This is a genomic window from Streptomyces sp. Wb2n-11 (assembly GCF_001049855.1).
GTDB classification, from domain to species: Bacteria; Actinomycetota; Actinomycetes; order Streptomycetales; family Streptomycetaceae; genus Streptomyces; species Streptomyces altiplanensis.
The window spans coordinates 1,932,034-1,951,510 of sequence record NZ_CVPB01000001.1; the positions used below are offsets into that span (position 1 = coordinate 1,932,034).

General features: G+C 70.9%; 15 protein-coding genes and 3 pseudogenes. 3 read left to right on the plus strand and 15 right to left on the minus strand.

Annotated features, from left to right (window positions below; genetic code table 11):
* Positions 1 to 3: 3 nt before the first annotated feature.
* The 9 genes from lepB (BN1555_RS08480) to BN1555_RS08520 all read right to left on the minus strand — a co-directional run bounded on the left by lepB (BN1555_RS08480) (position 4) and on the right by BN1555_RS08520 (position 6,159).
* Positions 4 to 912, minus strand: coding sequence for a signal peptidase I (gene lepB, locus BN1555_RS08480; protein ID WP_093798802.1), 909 nt, complete (start codon positions 910 to 912; stop codon positions 4 to 6).
* Complete coding sequence (lepB, locus tag BN1555_RS08485) at positions 842 to 1,888, minus strand: signal peptidase I (RefSeq protein WP_093798803.1); 1,047 nt, start codon at positions 1,886 to 1,888, stop codon at positions 842 to 844. Before lepB (BN1555_RS08485) ends, lepB (BN1555_RS08480) begins: the two co-directional genes overlap by 71 nt.
* Positions 1,881 to 2,642, minus strand: a complete 762-nt coding sequence (gene lepB, locus BN1555_RS08490; RefSeq protein ID WP_093798804.1) for a signal peptidase I — start codon at positions 2,640 to 2,642, stop codon at positions 1,881 to 1,883. Before lepB (BN1555_RS08490) ends, lepB (BN1555_RS08485) begins: the two co-directional genes overlap by 8 nt.
* Before the next feature lie 45 nt (positions 2,643 to 2,687).
* Positions 2,688 to 3,038 carry a 50S ribosomal protein L19 gene (gene rplS, locus BN1555_RS08495; protein ID WP_093798805.1) on the minus strand — a complete coding sequence of 117 codons (351 nt, stop codon included), beginning with the start codon at positions 3,036 to 3,038 and terminating at the stop codon, positions 2,688 to 2,690.
* Positions 3,039 to 3,169: 131 nt separating this feature from the next.
* Positions 3,170 to 3,991 carry a tRNA (guanosine(37)-N1)-methyltransferase TrmD gene (gene trmD, locus BN1555_RS08500; protein ID WP_093798806.1) on the minus strand — a complete coding sequence of 274 codons (822 nt, stop codon included), beginning with the start codon at positions 3,989 to 3,991 and terminating at the stop codon, positions 3,170 to 3,172.
* Positions 3,988 to 4,569, minus strand: a complete 582-nt coding sequence (gene rimM, locus BN1555_RS08505; protein WP_093798807.1) for a ribosome maturation factor RimM — start codon at positions 4,567 to 4,569, stop codon at positions 3,988 to 3,990. The genes trmD and rimM overlap by 4 nt, the downstream gene beginning before the upstream one ends.
* 91 nt (positions 4,570 to 4,660) lie before the next feature.
* Positions 4,661 to 4,900 carry an RNA-binding protein gene (locus BN1555_RS08510; RefSeq protein WP_003980229.1) on the minus strand — a complete coding sequence of 80 codons (240 nt, stop codon included), beginning with the start codon at positions 4,898 to 4,900 and terminating at the stop codon, positions 4,661 to 4,663.
* A gap of 2 nt (positions 4,901 to 4,902) precedes the next feature.
* Positions 4,903 to 5,349 (minus strand): 30S ribosomal protein S16, encoded by a 447-nt coding sequence (gene rpsP / locus BN1555_RS08515; protein WP_093798808.1) that lies wholly within the window; start codon positions 5,347 to 5,349, stop codon positions 4,903 to 4,905.
* A 216-nt stretch (positions 5,350 to 5,565) separates the two neighbouring features.
* On the minus strand, positions 5,566 to 6,159 hold the full coding sequence (locus tag BN1555_RS08520; protein ID WP_093798809.1) for a hypothetical protein: 594 nt from the start codon (positions 6,157 to 6,159) through the stop codon (positions 5,566 to 5,568).
* 579 nt (positions 6,160 to 6,738) lie between these two features.
* Between BN1555_RS08520 and BN1555_RS08525 the strand changes: the two genes are divergently transcribed.
* Entirely contained in the window at positions 6,739 to 7,608 is an 870-nt protein-coding gene (locus BN1555_RS08525; protein WP_093798810.1) for an MDR/zinc-dependent alcohol dehydrogenase-like family protein, read from the plus strand.
* 67 nt (positions 7,609 to 7,675) lie between these two features.
* On the opposite strand, the gene ffh is transcribed toward BN1555_RS08525, so the two are convergent.
* From ffh to BN1555_RS08550, 5 genes and pseudogenes are all read right to left on the minus strand, one after another.
* Positions 7,676 to 9,226, minus strand: coding sequence for a signal recognition particle protein (gene ffh, locus BN1555_RS08530; protein WP_093798811.1), 1,551 nt, complete (start codon positions 9,224 to 9,226; stop codon positions 7,676 to 7,678).
* 100 nt (positions 9,227 to 9,326) lie between these two features.
* On the minus strand, positions 9,327 to 11,810 hold the full coding sequence (locus BN1555_RS08535; protein WP_093798812.1) for a [protein-PII] uridylyltransferase: 2,484 nt from the start codon (positions 11,808 to 11,810) through the stop codon (positions 9,327 to 9,329).
* Positions 11,811 to 11,853: 43 nt separating this feature from the next.
* Positions 11,854 to 12,192: a P-II family nitrogen regulator gene (locus tag BN1555_RS08540; protein WP_064070309.1), complete on the minus strand. Its 339-nt coding sequence runs from the start codon at positions 12,190 to 12,192 to the stop codon at positions 11,854 to 11,856.
* Positions 12,189 to 13,553 carry an ammonium transporter gene (locus tag BN1555_RS08545; protein WP_093798813.1) on the minus strand — a complete coding sequence of 455 codons (1,365 nt, stop codon included), beginning with the start codon at positions 13,551 to 13,553 and terminating at the stop codon, positions 12,189 to 12,191. Before BN1555_RS08545 ends, BN1555_RS08540 begins: the two co-directional genes overlap by 4 nt.
* A 358-nt stretch (positions 13,554 to 13,911) precedes the next feature.
* A pseudogene (locus BN1555_RS08550) lies at positions 13,912 to 15,386 on the minus strand (hypothetical protein).
* A gap of 425 nt (positions 15,387 to 15,811) precedes the next feature.
* Between BN1555_RS08550 and BN1555_RS08555 the strand changes: the two are divergent.
* Positions 15,812 to 16,512, plus strand: a pseudogene (locus BN1555_RS08555) (bifunctional DNA primase/polymerase).
* 103 nt (positions 16,513 to 16,615) lie between these two features.
* Here BN1555_RS08555 and ftsY read toward each other — a convergent pair.
* Positions 16,616 to 17,838 (minus strand): annotated as a pseudogene (ftsY, locus tag BN1555_RS08560) (signal recognition particle-docking protein FtsY).
* A gap of 152 nt (positions 17,839 to 17,990) precedes the next feature.
* On the opposite strand from ftsY, the gene BN1555_RS08565 reads away from it, so the two are divergent.
* Positions 17,991 to 19,466: a cytosine permease gene (locus BN1555_RS08565; protein ID WP_093798814.1), complete on the plus strand. Its 1,476-nt coding sequence runs from the start codon at positions 17,991 to 17,993 to the stop codon at positions 19,464 to 19,466.
* Positions 19,467 to 19,477 lie beyond the last annotated feature (11 nt).

The window sequence follows — 19,477 nt, forward strand, 5'->3', positions numbered from 1 at the left end:
ACCCTACCCGGCGGTACGCCCGCCGGTCAGCCTCCGCCTGCGCCAGAGCACCAGCGGCACCGCTCCCACGAGCCCCAGCGCACCGGGCGCCGCGGACATCGCGGCCGCGCTCAGCCCCGGCTGGTCGAAGGTGTCGGGAACCGACAGCACGGACCAGCGGTCGATCGGCCACGCCACCACGACGGCGCGCCCGACGACCTCGTCGTTCGAGACCGTGCCGTGGCCCGGCAGTTCCTGGTGGTAACGCGAGTCCAACGAGTTCTGGCGGTGGTCGCCCATCACCCAGATCCGGCCGTCGGGCACCTTGAGCGGCCCGAACGGCTCGTCGTTGCACGGGGTGTCGCCGGGGAAGACGAACGACTTCTCGTCGAGCGCCTTCCCGTTCACCTCGACCGGCCCGTTCCTCTTGCACTCGACCGTGTCCCCGCCGACCGCGATGACCCGCTTGATCAGGTCTTTCTCCTCCGCGGACGGCATCAGGCCGATGAAGCTGAGGAACTTCTGGGCAATGTTCGGCTCCGGCGCCGCGGTGTTCTCCAGCCAGCCGCCCGGGTCGTGGAACACCACGACCTCGCCGCGCTGCGGCTCCGAGCCGAACCACGGCGTCAGCTTGTCGACCAGCACCCGGTCGCCCCGCTGCAAGGTGTTCTGCATCGAGTCCGAAGGGATGGAGAACGCCTGCACCAGGAAAGTCTTGATCAGCAGGGCGAGCAGGAGCGCGATGCCGATCAGCAGCGGCAGCTCCTTCCAGAACGAACGCGGCTTCTTCGGGCCCGCGCTGCCGCTGCCGTCGCTGCTGGCGCCTGCTCCGTTGCTGGTCGTGTCTTCGCCTCGTGCGTCATCAGTCACGGCTGCGGGTGACTCCGGTCGTTCCTCGGGCTCGTCGCGTTCGGATCGTGCGCCGACCGCCAAATCCCCCACATCCACTCCTCACTCCGTTCCACCGCCCGCGCCATGTCAGGCGCAGGCCCACCACTCCCATAACGAGCGGGAGTTCCGCAGGGGTCGGGAGCAGGATCACCGCGTTCGGATCCTGGGACGACACCCTATTCGACGGTCCGGCCGCCGAGGCCGCCCCGGCGCGCGCGTCAGGGACCGTCGCGTACGTCCCGGGCTCCTCCAGCTTCCGCCAGTGCCCGACGGGCCACGCGATGACGACGGCCCGCCCGACGACCTTCTCCTCCCCGACCGTGCCCTGGAACTCCTCGTCCAGGTGGAAGCGGGAATCGGCGGAGTTCGACCGGTGGTCCCCCATCACGAAGAGCCGCCCGGCGGGCACCACCACATCGAATTCCAGCTCGGAGGGGCGGTCGCCGGGATTCAGGTACGGCTCCGCGAGTGGTACGCCGTTGACGGTGACCCGCCCGCCCTTGTCGCAGCACTCGACGGTGTCCCCGCCGACCGCGACCACCCGCTTGATCAGGTCCTGCTCGTCCTCGGACGGCAGCAGTCCGATGAACGTCAGGGCTTCCTTGATCTGCTTGACGACCACCGGATCGTCCTTGACGCCGGTCTTCTCCTCCTGCAGCCAGCCGCCGGGGTCCTTGAAGACCACGACGTCACCGCGCTGCGGCTTCGACCCGAACCACGGTGTCAGCTTGTCGACCAGCACCCGGTCGCCGATCCGGATCGTCTGCTCCATCGAGCCGGACGGGATCACGAAGGCCTGTACCAGGAAGGTCTTGAGTACGAGCGCGATCAGCAGCGCCACCGTGATGAGGATCGGCACCTCCTTCACGGCCGACCGCTGCCGCCGCCGTTTCACCCGCCGTGCCAGCTTGCGCCGGTCCGCCCTGCCCGGCAGCGCGGGCCCGTCCGTCGGCCGCGTACCCGTCGGCAGCCGGGTGTCCGCACGGTGGCTCGCCCGTGACCGCCCGCGGTTACCCATGGGACCCGGCCGGACCGGGCGCGGTGACGCGCGTGAAGGCACGGGATCCGTCCAGCGAGGTCCAGCGGCCCACCGGCCAGCCGATCCAGTCCGCCCGCCCGACCAGCTTCTCGACGGGGACCATGCCGCCGCCCGGCTCGCCCAGGTGGTCGCGGGAGTCGCGGGAGTGGGACCTGTGGTCGCCCATGACCCACAACGTGCCCTGCGGTACGACGATGTCGAACGGAACCTGCGACGGGGCGTCGCCCGGGTACAGGTACTCCTCGTCCACCGGCCGGCCGTTCACCTCGACCCTCCCCCGCTTGTCGCAGCACACGACCCGGTCGCCGCCCACACCCACCACACGCTTGATGTAGTCGGTCTCGGCGGGCTCGGCCAGGCCCACGGCCGCGACCGCCCACCGCACCAGCCCGGCGACCGGGTTCCCGGCCGGCTCCTCGCGCACGAAGGACCCGGTGCCGTCGAACACGACCACGTCACCACGGAGCGGTACGGATCCGAAACGGTACGCCAACTTGTTGACGAGCACCCGGTCGCCGATGGCGAGGGTGGGCTGCATCGAGCCACTGGGAATCAGGAAGGGCTGCATCACGAAGGTGCTGAACAGCAGCAGGAAAGCCGTGCACGTGAGACCCAGCAGGGCCGGCCTGCGCCACGGGGCGTCGAGAAAACGCACGGAGCGCGGCCCCTCCTCCTCCCCTGCTGCGGGGCCGGAGGAGCGGTCGCGCTCCGTGTCGTGTGGTTCGGTGTCCATCGGGACGTGAGCCTATCCGGCCGGTCCCAGGAGCCGAGTCCGCGATCAGCGGTCGCGCTTCTCCTTGATCTTCGCGGCCTTGCCGCGCAGCTCACGGAGGAAGTACAGCTTCGCGCGACGGACGTCACCGCGGGAGATGAGCTCGATCTTCTCGAAGATCGGGCTGTGCACCGGGAAGGTGCGCTCGACGCCGACGGAGAAGGAGACCTTGCGGACCGTGAAGGTCTCGCGGACGCCCGAACCCTGGCGGCGGATGACTACGCCCTTGAACTGCTGCACACGCGAGCGGTTGCCCTCGATGACGCGCACGTGGACGTTCACGGTGTCGCCGGGGCGGAACGCGGGAAGGTCGGTGCGCAGCGATGCGGAGTCGACGGAGTCAAGAAGGCTGGACATGTGAGTCTGCTTCCTCGCCGATGCCACAGGTCATCGACGGAATTCGATAAGAGAGTTTCGGGGTGCTGTCCGCGTCGGGCGGGCGTCGTTCCCCCTGTGGCAGGGGCGCACGCCGGACGTACAGCAGCGGCTTATTCTTCCACGGCCTCGGGGTTACGCCCAAATCGGCCGTCGGGGCCGGGCCGCCAGCCGAGGATGCTCAGCATCTCGCGGTCCTTCTTGTCGAAGGCCGCGGGATCGCAGCGCTCGATGAGGTCCGGCCTGTTGGCGGTCGTACGGCGCAGCGCCTCGTCCCGCCGCCACCGGGCGATCTTCCCGTGGTGCCCGCTGAGCAGGACGTCCGGGATCTCGCGGCCGCGCCACTCGGGCGGCTTGGTGTAGACGGGGCCCTCGAGGAGACTGGCCATGGCGCCGGGCGCGAAGGAGTCGTCGCGGTGCGATTCGGCGTTGCCGAGGACACCGGGCAGCAGCCGGGCCACGGCCTCGGTGATCACCAGTACGGCGGCCTCGCCGCCGGCCAGGACGTAGTCCCCGATGGAGACCTCGTACACCGGCATCCGGGTGGCGTACTCGTCGATGACGCGGCGGTCGATGCCCTCGTAGCGTGCGGGCGTGAAGACCAGCCACGGCCGCTCGGAGAGCTCCACGGCGAGTTCCTGGGTGAAGGGGCGGCCGCTGGGGGTGGGGACGACCAGCACCGGGCCGTGCGCCCCGCCCTCGTAGCCGTCGGCCAGGGCGTCGTCGAGGGCGGCTCCCCAGGGGCCGGTCTTCATGACCATGCCGGGACCGCCGCCGTAAGGGGTGTCGTCGACCGTGTTGTGGCGGTCGTACGTCCACTCCCTGAGGTCGTGCACGCGGACGTCGAGCTGCCCGCGCGCGCGGGCCTTGCCGACGAGCGAGACGTTCAGCGGTTCCAGGTACTCGGGGAAGATCGTGACGACGTCGAGCCTCATGCGCCGCCGTCCCCGCTCTTGTCGGTCCCGTCACCGGCCTCGTCCCTCGACGAGGCGACCTCGGCCTGACTGCCGTCGATCAGCCCCGGCGGCGGGGCGATGACCGCGCGCTGCTCCTCCAGGTCGATCTCGGTGACGATCTCCTCGACGAAGGGGATCATCACCTGGCTGCCGTCGGGCCGCTCCACGATGAACAGGTCCTGGGAGGGCAGGTGGGTGATCTCGGTGATCCGGCCGATCCCGGTGCCGTCGGCCAGGACGACGTCCAGATCCATCAGCTGGTGGTCGTAGAACTCCTCGGGGTCCTCCGGGGTCTCCTGCGGATCGACCTCGGCGATGAGGAGGGTGTTGCGCAGCGCCTCGGCGGCCGTACGGTCCTTGACGCCCGCGAAGCGCAGCAGCAGCCTGCCGCTGTGCACCCGGCCGGTCTCGATCGTCAGCGGCCCGGCGGAGGCCGGGTCCGTGGCGAGCACGGCGCCCGGTCCGAGCCGAAGCTCCGGCTCGTCCGTACGTACCTCGACCGTGACTTCGCCCTTGATCCCGTGGGCGCGGCCGATCCGCGCGACTACGAGCTGCACTTCTTCTCCTGTCGTACGACTACGGGCCGGGGAAGGCCCTGGAGCCCTCCCCGGCCCGAGCCGGCGTATCTAGGTAAAGCGGTCAACTTTGTCAGCGGACCTGGTCCACGTCGACGAGGTCGACGCGGATGCCACGGCCGCCGATGGCGCCCACGACCGTACGCAGGGCGCGAGCGGTGCGGCCGTTGCGGCCGATCACCTTGCCGAGGTCGTCCGGGTGGACCCGGACTTCCAGCACGCGCCCGCGGCGCAGGGTGCGCGAGGCCACCTGCACATCGTCGGGGTTGTCGACAATGCCCTTCACGAGGTGCTCAAGAGCCTCCTCGAGCATGCTCAGGCCTCGGTCGACTCGGTGGACTCGGCCGCGGGAGCCTCGTCAGCCTTCTTGTCGGCCTTCTTCGCCTTCTGAGTGATCGCCTCGCCCTTGGACTCGTCGCCACCCTCGAGACCCTTGGCGAACGCGTCGAACGCGGCACGCTTGTCGGCCTTCGGCTCCGGCTGGAGCAGCGGCGCGGGGGCCGGAAGGCCCTTGTGCGCCTGCCAGTCGCCGGTGAGCTTCAGGATGGCCATGACCGGCTCGGTCGGCTGGGCGCCGACGGAGAGCCAGTACTGGGCACGCTCGGAGTTGACCTCGATGCGCGAGGGGTTCTGCACCGGGTGGTACAGGCCGATCTCCTCGATGGCCCGGCCGTCACGGCGGGTACGGGAGTCGGCGACGACGATGCGGTAGTGAGGCGAACGGATCTTGCCCAGACGCTTCAGCTTGATCTTGACTGCCACTGGAGTGGTGTCTCCTGGTCTATGACGTGGTGGGGCACAACAAGATGCCACGTGGGGTTGCGGTACTCGGGGTGCCCGATGGACGCGTCAGCCGGAGGCGAGAGGGTTCCTGTGCGGCTGTCGAGTACAGCTAGCCATTGTGCCACACACCTGCGACACGGCATCACCCGGTCGGCACCGCTGCCCACCTGGCGGAAGCAGTGACAAAAAGGACGGTCAGCTCGCCGCGGCCACCACTTCCGGGATGCGGAACGGCTTTCCGCAGCCGCCGCACACGATCGGGGCCTGGGCCAGGACCGAGGGAACGACGCGGACGTTGCGCCCGCAGTCGCAGACGGCCTTGACCCGCACCCCGCCGCCGGACGAGCCGTGCCGGGCGGCAGGCCCGCGGAAAGTGCGCTTGGTGTCCGCGGCGGTCGCGACCGTGTGCGCCTTGAGGGCGCGCTGGAGCCGCTCGATCGTCGGCCGGTAGCGCCGCCTCGCCTCGGGGTTGAGGGAGACCAGCGAGAAGCCGCTGCTGGGGTGCGGCTCCTCGGGGTGGTCGAGGCCCATCTCCTCGGCGATCGCGAGGAATCTGCGGTTGTGGTAGCGGCCTGCGCGCGAGGTGTCACGGATACCGCGTGCGGCGGCGATGCCGTGGACTGCCTCGTGCAGCAGTCGTTCGAAGGAGAGTTCGGCTCCGCAGGCGGACGAGGACTCTCCGATCAGGGACTCGGGCGCGGCTAGATCTGGCAGCTCGGGGTGGTACCGCTGAATGTCGGCCCACGCCTGCGCCAGCTCTGCGGCGAGAACAGGTGGTGTCGTGCTCACGTCGTGACAACGAGCCGGGGTGCCCCGGTGTTCCTATTCCGGGCCATCCCAAATAATTTGCACGTACCCGTCAGTTGCCGTTGATGCGTCCTGACGAGGGCGGGTGCGCTGATCTGCGGAGGACTCGCCCAGCACCCGTCAACACGGGGCGTACCCGCGCGTACGCCCCGGCGCATAGACAAAGACCGCGCGCCGGGACATCGGTTGCCCCGGGCGGCGCGAGTGGCGCTCCGGGCGCCGGCGGGCGTTCCCGCAGGCACGGGCCACGGCAGCGACAGTACCGGGGGCGCCCCCGGCCTCCGGCACCGCCCCGTCCCCCGGAAACAGACGCCGCACGGCCGCGGCCTCGCACGGTCGCGTTCCCCTCCCGTGGCGCGATCGGCTCGTCGGCGGCACTCTGGAAGCTGATATCCGCTCCGGCGCGGGGGCGCACGGCAGGGGCACGCAAGCATTGCCCTTCACCCCCTGGACTTGGTGCCGGATGCGGAGTTCCCTGGCATACGGGGAGTACGAGCGCACGCACACGGGGGACGTCCATCAGGACACGTAATGACCTCTCGGCGGATTGGGGCGCTTTCGATGACACCTACGCTCGTCCGGCACCACCCGAACGCGGCTTCGCCGCCGGCGACGGACGCGGGTGCACGCGCCCGCGACTGGGCCGAGATCCAGGAACGGATGCTGGTCCCGCTGTACGAAGCGGCGTACGAGCGGCTCGAGGTGGGCCCCGCCACCCGGCTGCTCGGCCTCGGCTGCGGTTCGGGCCTCGCCCTGCTGATCGCCGCGTCGCGCGGTGCGCACGTGACAGGCGTCGAAGCCGACCGCGCCCGGGTCGCGCTGGCCCGTGAGCGCCTGCTGTCGGACGCGCCGCGGAGCGGTGGCCGGGGGGGCGCACCTCACGGATCCACCCGGTTGTTCGAAGGCGGTTCGGCGGAGGCCTGCGGCACCGCTGCCCCCGCGTACAACCTCGTCACCGCGTTCGAGCCGCTGGGCTGCGCGGCCGGTGATTCCGACGGGCTCGCCGCGGCGCTCGAAAGCGCGATACCGCTCACCGAACGGGGCAGTGAAGTGGTCCTGGCCGGCTGGGGACCGCCCGAGCGCTGTGCGACCTCCGCGGTGCTGCGGGTCGCCTCCCGGCTGGCCGAGAACCCGCGCGCCGCCGGCCGCGGCTGGCGTCCCGCGCTCAGGGACGACCTGGAGGACGTGGCCTCGCGGGCCGGGCTGAAACCGGACGGTTCGGGGCGGGTCGCGTGCCCCTTCGGTTACGCCGACATGGACAGCGCCGTGCGCGGGCTCCTGTCGACCGGGCTGTTCGACGCGGCCGTACGGGCCACGGACCCGGCGCAGGTGGCGAAGGAGCTCACCGAGGCTCTCCACCCCCACGTGCGGCGGGACGGAACGGTCTGGATGTCCAACGTCTTCCGCTACCTGATCGCGCGTACGCCGTGAGCGGCGTGGGCGCCCGCTCCGGGGAAGGAGTGGGCGCCCACGGCGCTGTACGTACTACGGCCGGGCGTCAGCCCATGAACTTCTTGAACTCGTCGGGCAGTTCGAAGTTCTGGTCACCCTGGCCGGCCGGCAGGCCCAGCGCGCCGCCCGACTGCGCGGCCTGCTCGCGGCGCTCGGCCGCGGCCTGCTCCTCCAGCTTCCGCTTCATCGGGTTGCCGCTCTTGCGCTTGCCCTTGGCCTGCTTCTGCTGCTTCTTCTGACGGCCGGGGCCACCACCCATGCCCGGGATGCCCGGCATGCCCGGCATCCCGCCGCCCTGGGCCATTTTCGACATCATCTTGCGCGCCTCGAAGAACCGCTCCACCAGGTTCTTCACGGCGCTGACATCGACGCCCGAGCCCTTGGCGACACGGGCCCGGCGCGAGCCGTTGATGATCGTCGGGTCCTGGCGCTCGGCGGGGGTCATCGACTTGATGATCGCGGCGGTACGGTCCACGTCGCGCTCGTCGATGTTGGCGATCTGCTCCTTGATCTGCCCCATGCCGGGCATCATGCCGAGCAGCTTGGAGATGGAGCCCATCTTCCTGACCTGCTCCATCTGGGCCAGGAAGTCGTCGAGCGTGAACTCCTTCGGGCCCTTCGCCAGCTTGGCCGCCATCGCTTCGGCCTCTTGCTGGCTGAAGGTCTGCTCGGCCTTCTCGATGAGCGACAGCATGTCGCCCATGCCGAGGATGCGGGACGCCATGCGGTCCGGGTGGAACGCGTCGAAGTCGTCCAGCTTCTCACCGTTGGAGGCGAACATGATCTGGCGGCCGGTCACCTTGGCGATCGACAGGGCGGCACCACCGCGGGCGTCACCGTCGAGCTTGGACAGCACCACGCCGTCGAAGCCGACGCCGTCGCGGAAGGCCTCGGCGGTGTTGACCGCGTCCTGGCCGATCATCGCGTCGACGACGAAGAGGACCTCGTCGGGGCTGACGGCGTCGCGGATGTCCGCGGCCTGCTGCATCAGCTCCTGGTCGATACCGAGGCGGCCCGCGGTGTCGACGATGACGATGTCGTGCAGCTTGTTCTTGGCGTACTCGATGGAGTCCTTGGCGACCTGGACCGGGTCACCGACGCCGTTGCCGGGCTCCGGCGCGTACACCGCGACACCGGCGCGCTCGGCGACGACGCTCAGCTGGTTGACGGCGTTGGGGCGCTGGAGGTCACAGGCGACCAGGATCGGCGAGTGGCCCTGCCCCTTGAGCCACAGGCCCAGCTTTCCGGCGAGGGTCGTCTTGCCCGCGCCCTGGAGACCCGCGAGCATGATCACGGTGGGCGGGTTCTTGGCGAACCGCAGACGGCGGGTCTCGCCGCCGAGGATGCCGACGAGCTCCTCGTTGACGATCTTGATGACCTGCTGCGCGGGATTCAGCGCCTGCGAGACCTCGGCCCCGGCGGCACGCTCCTTGACCTGCTTGATGAACGCCCGGACGACGGGCAGCGCGACATCCGCTTCCAGCAGCGCGATACGGATCTCACGTGCCGTGGCGTCGATGTCCGCCTCGGACAGACGGCCCTTGCCCCGGAGGTTTTTGAATGTCGCTGCGAGGCGGTCGGAAAGAGTATCGAACACGGCGGTCGCGAATCCTCGGGTCGGGGGACGGGTGGACACAGATGCCCCCAGGGTATCTGTCCGTCCGCGGTGGGGTCTGCCCCCGGCCCGCCCCCGCCCCTCAGCGGAGCGCGCCCTCCAGTGCCCCGGCCACCTCGGCCGCCTCGATCTCCGGGAGCGGGGCGCCTTCGGGCCCCGTGACGTAGAAGGCGTCGACCGCGTTCGCGCCCAGGGTCGAGACGTGCGCGCTGCGCACCCGCACTTTCGCCGACTCCAGGGCGTGGCCGATGCGGTGCAGCAGGCCCGGGGCGTCCTGTGCGCGCACCTCGATCACCGTCGCGAGCCGGGACCCGGCGGGGGCGACCGTCACACGGGGCGGCGGGGCCTGTGCGCCCCGCCTGCGCGGGTTCTTCTCGTACGCGCGCTCCCGCTCCGCGAGGCGGGCCGGGATGTCGAGCGAGCCGTCCAGGGCGCGCACGAGATCGGCGCGCAGCCGGCTGGCCTGGGGCAGCGATCCGTACTCCGCCGCCACCCGCCAGTCGAGCAGCAGTACGCCGGCCCGCGACGGCGGGGCTCCGGCCACCACCGAGGGCGGGAGTTCGGCGGCCCGCAGTTCCGCCGTGCGTACGGTCAGCCGGTGCATCGCCAGTACGCCGGCCACCGCGGGCAGGACACCTGGCTGGTCCGGTACGGCGATCAGCAGCTCGACGCCGAGCGGCTCCGGCTCCTCGGCCGCGTCCTCCCGGTGGCCCTCGGGCTGTGCGCGCAGCGAGAGGACGGGCCCGCCGGTACGGAACGCCTCGACGGCGAGGCGTTCCTGTTCGGCGCTGGGGGCGGCGGGTTCGGGCTCGGCCGGGGCTTCGCCCGCGAGGACGGCGGCGACGCGTTTCACCAGGTCGGCGACGAGCGAGGCGCGCCAGGTGGACCAGGCGGCGGGCCCGGTGGCCAGCGCGTCGGCCTCGGTGAGGGCGTGCAGGAGTTCGAGGGTGCCGGTCGCCTTGACCGCGTCGGCCACCGAACGGACGGTGGCCGGGTCGTCCAGGTCGCGCCGGGTCGCGGTCTCGACGAGGAGGAGGTGGTGGCGTACGAGCGTGGCGATCACGCCGACATCCGCGCGGTCGAAGCCGATCCGGGTGGCGATGTCGCGGGCGATGATCTCGCCGGCCACCGAGTGGTCACCGGGCCAGCCCTTGCCGAAGTCGTGCAGCAGGGCGGCGGTCAGCAGCAGGTCGGGGCGCCCGACCCGGCGGGTGAGCGCGGAGGCCCGTACGGCCGTTTCGACCAGGTGCCGGTCGACGGTCCAGGTGTGGACGGGGTTGCGCTGCGGGCGGCACCGCACCCGTTCCCAGTCCGGCAGCAGCCGGGTGATGAGCCCCTCGGCCTCCAGCGCCTCCCACACCCCGACGGCCGCCTCACCCGCGCCGAGGAGGGTGACGAGTTCCTCGCGCGCCTCGGCCGGCCAGGGCACGGGCAGCGGCTTGGCGACGGCCGCGAGGCGGCGTACGGCGTGCAGGGAGACGGGCAGCCCCGACTGGGCCGCGGCGGCGGCGGCCCGCAGCGGGAGCACGGCGTCGCGCTCGGGGCGCGCGGTGCGGGCGAGCACCACCTCGCCGTCCTGCTCGACGACTCCTTCCGCGAGCGGGGTGCGGTCGGTGGGAGGGGTCCTGCTGCCGAGCATGGCGCGCAGCCGGGGGCGCAGCGACCGGGCGCGCAGGACCCGGTTCACCTCGCGCCAGGTGACGTCGCCGGCGTAGGAGATGGTGCGCGCCGCTTCGTACACCTCGCGCAGCAGGGTGTCGGCGTCCAGCAGACCGAGCTCGGCGGCGACCTGGTCCTGCTCCTGGAGGGCGAGGCGGTCGGTGGCGCGTCCGGTGGTCAGGTGCAGCGCGTCGCGTACGTCGAGGAGCCGGCGCCGCGCCGCGTCGAGGCCCTCGCGCGGGGCGTCGGCGAGCCAGGAGGCGGCGACGGCGCGCAGGGCGGTGGCGTCGCGCAGACCGCCGCGCGCCTCCTTGAGGTCGGGTTCGAGGAGGTACTGCAGTTCGCCCTGACGTACGGCTCGTTCCTGGCAGAGCTCGTGGAGCTCGGGCAGCCGCTTGGGGGCGAGGTTGCGCCAGTCGGCGAGTACGGCGCTGCGCAGTCCCGCGGTGATGCCGAGGTCGCCGGCGACGTGCCGGGCGTCGAGGAGTCCGAGGTGCACTTTGAGGTCCTCGCCGGCGGTGGCACGGGCCTCGGCGGGCGTGCGTACGGAGTGGTCGAGGGCGATGCCCAGGTCCCACACCGGGTACCAGACGCGGTCGGCGAGGGCCGCGATCGCGGCCTTGTCGGCGCTTGTGTCGTGCAGGAGGAGGAGGTCGAGGTCGCTGCGCGGCGACAACTCGCCCCGGCCGTATCCGCCGACGGCGACGAGGGCCGCGCCGCGGACCCCCGTTTCGAGGGCGGCCGTGGTGAACAGCGCGCCCAGCCAGTCGTCGGTCAGCCGGGCGAGGCCGGAACGGCGCGGCGGCCCGGACCGCGACTTCTCCTGGAGAAGTCTCAGCCGGGCCGCCGCGTAGCCGCTGGGTCCCGAGTCGTCGGACGGTTCGGTGGTCACTTCAACACTCGTCACCCAGCAGCTCCCGTTCTGTGCGTTCCGGTACCAGGACGTCCGGTCAGAGGGCGTCCGGGCCGCGTTCGCCGGTCCGTACCCTGACCGCCGTCTCGACCGGCACGCTCCACACCTTGCCGTCACCGATCTTGCCGGTACGGGCGGCTTTCACCACCACGTCGATGAGCTGTTCGGCGTCACCGTCCTCGACCAGCACCTCGATCCGGATCTTCGGTACGAGGTCGACCGTGTACTCGGCGCCGCGGTAGACCTCGGTGTGACCGCGCTGGCGGCCGTATCCGCTGGCCTCGGTGACCGTGAGTCCCTGGACTCCGAAGGCCTGGAGGGCCTCCTTGATCTCGTCGAGCCGGTGCGGCTTCACGACCGCGGTGATGAGCTTCATGCGTCCACCTTCTTGTTCTGCGTCGCGGCGCCCGCCCTGTCGGTCCGGCCGGGCTCGGACACGGCCGTGCGGGAGGCCGAACCGCCGCCCGCTCCGCTGAAGTCGTATGCGGTCTCGGCGTGTTCGACCTGGTCGATGCCCAAGACCTCGTCGTCCTCGGGGACCCGCATCCCCATCACCTTGTCGATGACGAAGGCGAGGAGCGCGGAGACCACCAGAGAGTAGGCCAGTACGGCGAAGACGCCCACGGCCTGCTTGCCGAGCTGGTCGAGCCCGCCGCCGTAGAAGAGGCCCTTGGCGTCGGACTGGACGCCGCCGGTGGCGAAGAAGCCGACGAGGAGGGAGCCGGCGATGCCGCCGACGAGGTGGACGCCGATGACGTCCAGGGAGTCGTCGTAACCCAGCTTGTACTTGAGGCCGACGGCCATCGCACACAGCAGACCGGCGATGACGCCGACGGCGATCGCGCCGAGCGGGCTGACGGAGCCGCCGGCCGGAGTGATCGCGACGAGGCCCGCGACGGCGCCGGAGGCTGCGCCCAGGGTGGTGAACGAACCGTGCCGGATCTTCTCGTACGCCAGCCAGGCGAGCATGGCGGCGGCGGTGGCGACCTGGGTGTTGAGGAACATCACGGCGCCGACACCGTCGTCGTTGCCCAGCCAGGAGCCGGCGTTGAAGCCGAACCAGCCGAACCACAGGAGCCCGGCGCCGAGCATCACCAGCGGCAGGCTGTGCGGGCGCATCGGGTCCTTCTTGAAGCCGACGCGCTTTCCGATGACGAGGATGACGCCGAGCGCCGCGGCGCCGGCGTTGATGTGGACGGCCGTGCCGCCCGCGAAGTCGATGACGCCCATCTCGAAGAGCCAGCCGCCGGTGCCCCACACCCAGTGTGCGACCGGGAAGTAGACGACGGTGACCCACAGGGCGACGAACAGCGCCCAGGCGGTGAACTTGACGCGGTCCGCCAGGGCGCCGCTGATCAGGGCGGGGGTGAGGATCGCGAACATCAGCTGGAAGGCCGCGAAGACGTAGACCGGGATGGTGTAGCCGTCCCACAGCTCGGTGACTCCGATGCCGCTCAGTCCGACGTACTCCGAGGACCAGCCGACGACCGAGCCGATGTCGGTGCCGAAGGCGAGGCTGAAGCCGTACAGCACCCAGAGGATCGTGACGATCCCGAGGCTGATGAAGCTCATCATCAGCATGTTCAGGGTGGACTTGACGCGGACCATGCCTCCGTAGAAGAAGGCCAGGCCCGGCGTCATGAGCATCACCAGGGCGGAACAGATGAGCATGAAGCCGGTATTGGCGGCAGACAGTTCGATCTTGTCTGCGGCAAGCGTCGTGATGCCTGGAGGCATCGGCGTCTCCTCGTCGTCGGTGCGGCCCGTGCGGGGGCGGAGCCTGGTGGCCTGCCGGCCTGGTGGCCGGTTCGGCAGCAAAGGGGTGCGCCGCTTATGGGCCATGAGGTTGGCGCAGGGCGGTTTCGGCCGATGCCACCCGATGTTTCGCACCAGTGACGAAGAGGTCGTGCGTGTTACGTACGGGTGAACCGCCGGACCGGGGCCGTCGGCCGTCGATACCCTCTGCCCACGGCAGGCGCCGCACAGCGAAAACCGGTCGCGACCGCCACCCTGCTGGCCTGGCGCGGGGGAGCCGAGTCGGGCTTTACGGGGTGGCCGGCCGCGACCGGCGCATGGGGCGGCGCGGGCCGGGCTCTCAGACCGCTTCCGCGGCTTCGGGCAGCTGGGCTGCGAGCCTGTCGGTGAGATCGAGGACTTCGGCGACGTCGCCGAAGTCCCTGGCAGCGGTGTCGACGGTCTTGCGGAGCCGGTTGTTCACCCGCTCGGAACGGACGCGTCTGGCGACCGCGAGGGCCTTTTCGGCCAGTACGACGGACTGTTCGGGTTCGCGTTTCAACAGATGCACGGTGGCCATGCCGATGAGGTTCAGTGCATACGAACGCTGGTGTTCGTCGTCCTTGCCGAAGAGCTCCACCGCGCGCTCCATGACGGGCTCGGAGAGCGAGGCGTAGGTGGGGCTGCGTCCGGCGACATAGGCCAGGTCGCGGTACGAGTGGGCGTTCTCGCCGTTGAGTTCGGCCTCGGAGAAGAAACGGATCCAGTCGGGCTCGGGCTCGCCGTCCAGGCCGGCGTCCGCGAAGGTGTCCTCGGCCATCCGGACGGCCCGCTTGCACTTGCTGGGCTGGCCGATGTTGGCGTAGGCGCGGGCCTCCATCGCATACAGCATCGCCTGGGTCCGGGGCGTGGCGCAGTCTCGGCTGCCGTACTGCGCGAGGTGGACGAGTTCCAGCGCGTCGTCGGGGCGGCCGAGGTGGATCATCTGACGGCTCATGCTCGACAGGACGTAACTGCCGAACGGCTTGTCACCGGCTTCCTTGGCGGCGTGCAGGGCGAGCACGAAGTACTTCTGCGCCGTGGGGTGCAGGCCCACGTCGTAGCTCATCCAGCCGGCCAGCTCGGCCAGTTCGGCGGCGCATTTGAAGAGCCGCCTGGACGTGGCCCCCGGCTGCGGTTCCTGGAGCAGGTCCGTGACTTCGTGGAGCTGTCCGACGACGGCCTTGCGCCGCAGCCCGCCGCCGCACTGGGCGTCCCACTGGCGGAACATCATGGTCGTGGACTCCAGCAGGTCCAGTTCCGGCCCCGAGAGCCGGGACGGCCGCCGCGAGGGCGCGGCCGCCTCCGGGCGGTCGGGGCCGCCGGGGGCCCGGGGACGAGCCAGCGCTGCATGGGCTCGATGAGGGCGGGCCCCGCGGCGAGCGCCAGCGAGGTCCCGAGGAAGCCGCGCCGCGCGAGCATCAGGTCGCTGCGTGAGAACTCGCTGAGCAGGGCGACCGTCTGGGGGCCCGTCCAGGGCAGGTCGACTCCGGACACGGAGGGTGACTGGTGGGCGGAGCGCAGACCGATGTCCTCGATGGCGACGACGCTGCCGAACCGCTCGGAGAAGAGCTCGGAGAGGATGCGCGGGATCGGCTCGCGCGGCTGCTCGCCGTCCAGCCAGCGGCGCACGCGTGAGGTGTCCGTGCTGATGTGGTGCGCGCCCATCTGGCGCGCTCTGCGGTTCACTTGGCGTGCGAGCTCGCCCTTCGACCAGCCGCTGCGCACGAACCACGAGCCCAGTTGCTCGTTCGGGCGCTTTCCAGCGTTCGTACCGCCTGCGCCACTGCCGCCCACTGGAACGCTCCCATCCACTGAAACCTCTATGCGCGAACCCGTAACAGAATGCCGCGAGTCACGGCCTGCCGTCCGAGGAATGCCCTCTCGAACACGGAACCGGCTTGCCTCCGGCATACCCGCACGTGTCGTGATCTCCGGAGGGTTCGTGCACCGAAAGTAATCCTACGATCACCCATCCGCCATGGCGTTTCCATAAACGCCACCATTCGCCACCCCTTCGAATGAACTCTCCCGGGGTCGAGCGCGCTTCACTTGACATACGACGATCGAGAGTCGGCGGAGCGATGCACGCCAGGGCGTGCGACCTGGTCCGCACCACCTCTCACGACACTGTGTGCCGCCGGACCGGTCCGGGCGCGACGGAGCGTCACGATACGGATCCGGTGCGTAACCGCCGGTGCGCTCGAACCGTTGGAGGGGGTATGGGCTTCACGATCGGCCGGGAGACACTGTCCGGCTCACGGCGCCGCGACCGCATGCCGGACTGCACAACGGTGGCCGAGTACGCCGGGCTGTGGGGCTGGGCGGTGGTGCCCGGCGCCAGAGCATCGGCAGCGGGTCCGGCCGGCTCCGCCCCGGCGAGGCCCGCTTCCGCCCGCGCCGGAGCACGGCACTGCTCGTGCGGCGACACGGCGTGCCGGGCGCCGGGCGCCCATCCGCTGGCCTTCGCACCCGAAGTCCCCGCGGGCGCCTCCCTCGACGAGGTCGCCAAGACCTGGTCCGGGTTCCCCGGCGCGGCGGTACTGCTGCCCGTGGGTCGTACGTTCGACGTCATCGAGGTCGCCGAGGCCGCCGGGCGCCGGGCGCTCGTACGGCTGGAACGGATGGGGCTGCCGCTGGGACCGGTGGCCGCGACGCCGGACGGCCGGGCCCACTTCTTCGTCGCCCCGGGAGCAGCCGCCGAGCTTCCCCGGCTGCTCTACCGGATGGGCTGGGACGACGCGGACCTCGATCTGCGCGGGCTGGGCCCCGGCGACCACATCGTGGCACCGCCGTCCGATCTCGGCGGCCTCGGTCCGGTCCGCTGGCTCCGCCCCCGGCGCTGGACACGGCGCAGTCACCGCCGCAGGCCCGGCTGCTGCTGGGAACGCTGGCGTACATCGCACACCGTTCCCCGGCGTAACGGCACACCGGCAACGGCAATCGCCGGACGGCCCGCATGGAGCTCGTCCGGCGATCGGGGACCGGCCTACAGCCGGGACCGGCGTCCGGGGCGGAGCCTCGGGCTAGTCGCCGATGAGCGCGTCGACGAACGCCTCCGGCTCGAACGGCGCGAGGTCGTCCGCGCCCTCCCCCAGGCCGACCAGCTTCACCGGTACGCCGAGCTCGCGCTGGACCGCGATCACGATGCCGCCCCGGGCCGTGCCGTCCAGCTTCGTCAGCACGATGCCGGTGATGTCCACGACCTCGGCGAACACCCGCGCCTGCACCAGGCCGTTCTGTCCGGTCGTCGCGTCCAGCACCAGCAGCACCTCGTCGAGCGGGCCGTGCTTCTCCACGACGCGCTTGACCTTGCCGAGTTCGTCCATGAGCCCGGTCTTGGTGTGCAGCCGTCCCGCCGTGTCGATGAGTACGACGTCGGCGCCCTCGGCGATGCCTTCCTTCACCGCGTCGAAGGCGATCGACGCCGGGTCGCCGCCCTCGGGCCGCGGATCGTGCGCGCGCCGACCCTTTCGCCCCAGGTCTGGAGCTGGTCGGCGGCGGCGGCGCGGAAGGTGTCCGCGGCGCCGAGCACCACGCTGCGGCCGTCGGCCACCAGGACGCGGGCGAGCTTGCCGGTGGTGGTGGTCTTGCCGGTGCCGTTGACGCCGACGACCATGACCACGCCCGGGGTGTCCAGGCCGCCCTCGGTCTTCACCGCCCGGTCCATGTCCGTACCGAGCAGGTTCAGCAGCTCCTCGCGGAGCAGGAGGCGCAGGTCGCCCGGCGTACGCGTGCCGAGCACCCGTACGCGCTCACGCAGCCGGTCGACCAGTTCCTGGGTCGGGGCGACGCCGACGTCCGCGGTGAGCAGCGTTTCCTCGATCTCCTCCCAGGTGTCCTCGTCGAGGTGTTCGCGGGAGAGCAGGGTCAGCAGACCCTTGCCGAGCGTGTTCTGCGAGCGGGCGAGCCGGGCGCGCAGCCGCACCAGGCGGCCGGCGGTGGGCTCGGGGATCTCGATCTCGGGCGCGACGGGTTCGGCGACGACCGGATCCTCGACGGCGACGGGCTCCTTGACGGCGGTCGACGCGTCCGGGAGGTCCACCTCCTCGATGGTCCGGCGCGCTTCGTCGCGCGGTGGCGCCGCGTCCTCGCCGACCTGCGGTTCGGCGGGCGGAGCGGTGATGGTCGGCGTGCTCGGCGGCGCCTGGGGCGGCAGCTGCTTCTTCTTGCGGCTGCTGACCACGAGCCCGCTGATCGCGCCGATCGCGACCAGGGCGATGACTACAGCAAGGATGACGATTTCCATAACCCATCCAGTATCAGCCACACCTGCACCCGGGGAGGATCCTCGGAGGATCACACGAGGTGCATGGTGTGGATTTGGACCTTTTGGGGGAGCGTGCGCCGCTGTGCCCGTAAGATGCTGTTGATCCCCCCACCACTGCACGGAGTTCCCCCATGCCTGAAGCCTCTGCCCCCGAGTCCGAGGGCGCGATAGAGACCCGCGGTCTCGAGCCCGTTCCCGACCACGAGCGCTCGGGCCGCGTCCGCGAGCTCTTCCCCACCTGGGTCGCCGCCAACATCAGCGTGCTCCTGCTCACCATGGGCGCGGGCCTGGTCGTCTTCAACGGCCTGAATTTCTGGCAGGTGCTGGCCGTGGCCGTCGCCGGGCCCGTCGTCTCGTACGGGCTCGTCGGCCTGATCTCGATCGCGGGCAAGCACGGCGGGTCCCCCGGCATGGCACTCTCCAGGGCGGTGTTCGGCCAGCGCGGCAACCTCTTCCCCGGCTCGCTGATCTGGGTCGCGCGCTGGGGCTGGGAGACGATCAACGCGGTGACCGGGGCGTACGCCGTGCTGACCGTGCTCGATCTGCTCTTCGGCATCAAGAGCAACACCACGCTGATCATCGTGACGCTGCTGCTCTTCGTCGGCTGCACCTTCCTGGTGTCGGGCCTGGGCATCAACGCCCTGCGCCGGTGCAGCACCTGGTCGACGTACCTCTTCGGCGCCTTCAGCGTGCTCGTGCTGGTCCATCTGATCGCCGGCACCGACTGGTCCGCCGTGTTCGCCAAGCCCGCCGGTTCCACCGCGATGATGATCGCGGGTATCGGCACCATCGCGGCCGGCGGCATCAGCTGGGTCCCCTCGGGCCCGGACTTCACGCGCTATCTGCCGCGTACGGCGTCGGGCAAGGCCCTGGTCTCCACGACCATCGGCGGCGCGGGCGTCGTCGTGCTGCCGATGGTCGTGATGGGCGCGGTCATGGCCGTCAGTACGCCGGACCTGGCGTCGGCCGCCGACCCGGTGTCCTTCATCGGCGAGCTGCTGCCGACCTGGATCGCCGTTCCGTACCTGCTGATCGCCCTGATCGGCATGCTGCTGATCAACTCGATGTCGATGTACTCGGCCGGATTCACCGCGCAGACGCTGGGCATCAAGGTGCCGCGCGCCTGGGCCGTGAGTGTCAACGCGGTCATCAGCCTGATCTTCGGTTTTCTCCTGATGGTGGTGGCGACGAGCTTCTTCGGCTCGTTCATCTCCTTCCTGACGCTGCTGGCCGTGGCGTTCTCCGCGTGGATCGGCGTCTTCGGTGTGGACATGCTCAGCCGTCGCACATACGACGGTGAGGCGCTCATGGACACCACCCGCACCAGTGGCTACTGGTACCGGGCCGGTTTCGCCTGGCAGGCCATGGTGGCGTGGGGCGTCGCCCTGGTGGCGGGCCTGCTGTTCACCAAGGTCGACTGGTTCACCGGGCCGCTCGCCGGTTCCTGGATCGGGCGCAACGGCCTGGGCTGGGCGGCGACGGTCGTCGTGGCGGCGCTGCTGTACGCGGTGCTGCCGAGGACGAAGCCCGTGGCACCGGCCGCGACTCCGGAGCCGCGGCCCGGGGACGGGCGCGAGGCCGAGCCCGTCGGAAGCCTGTCCGTCTGACGCGACACGGC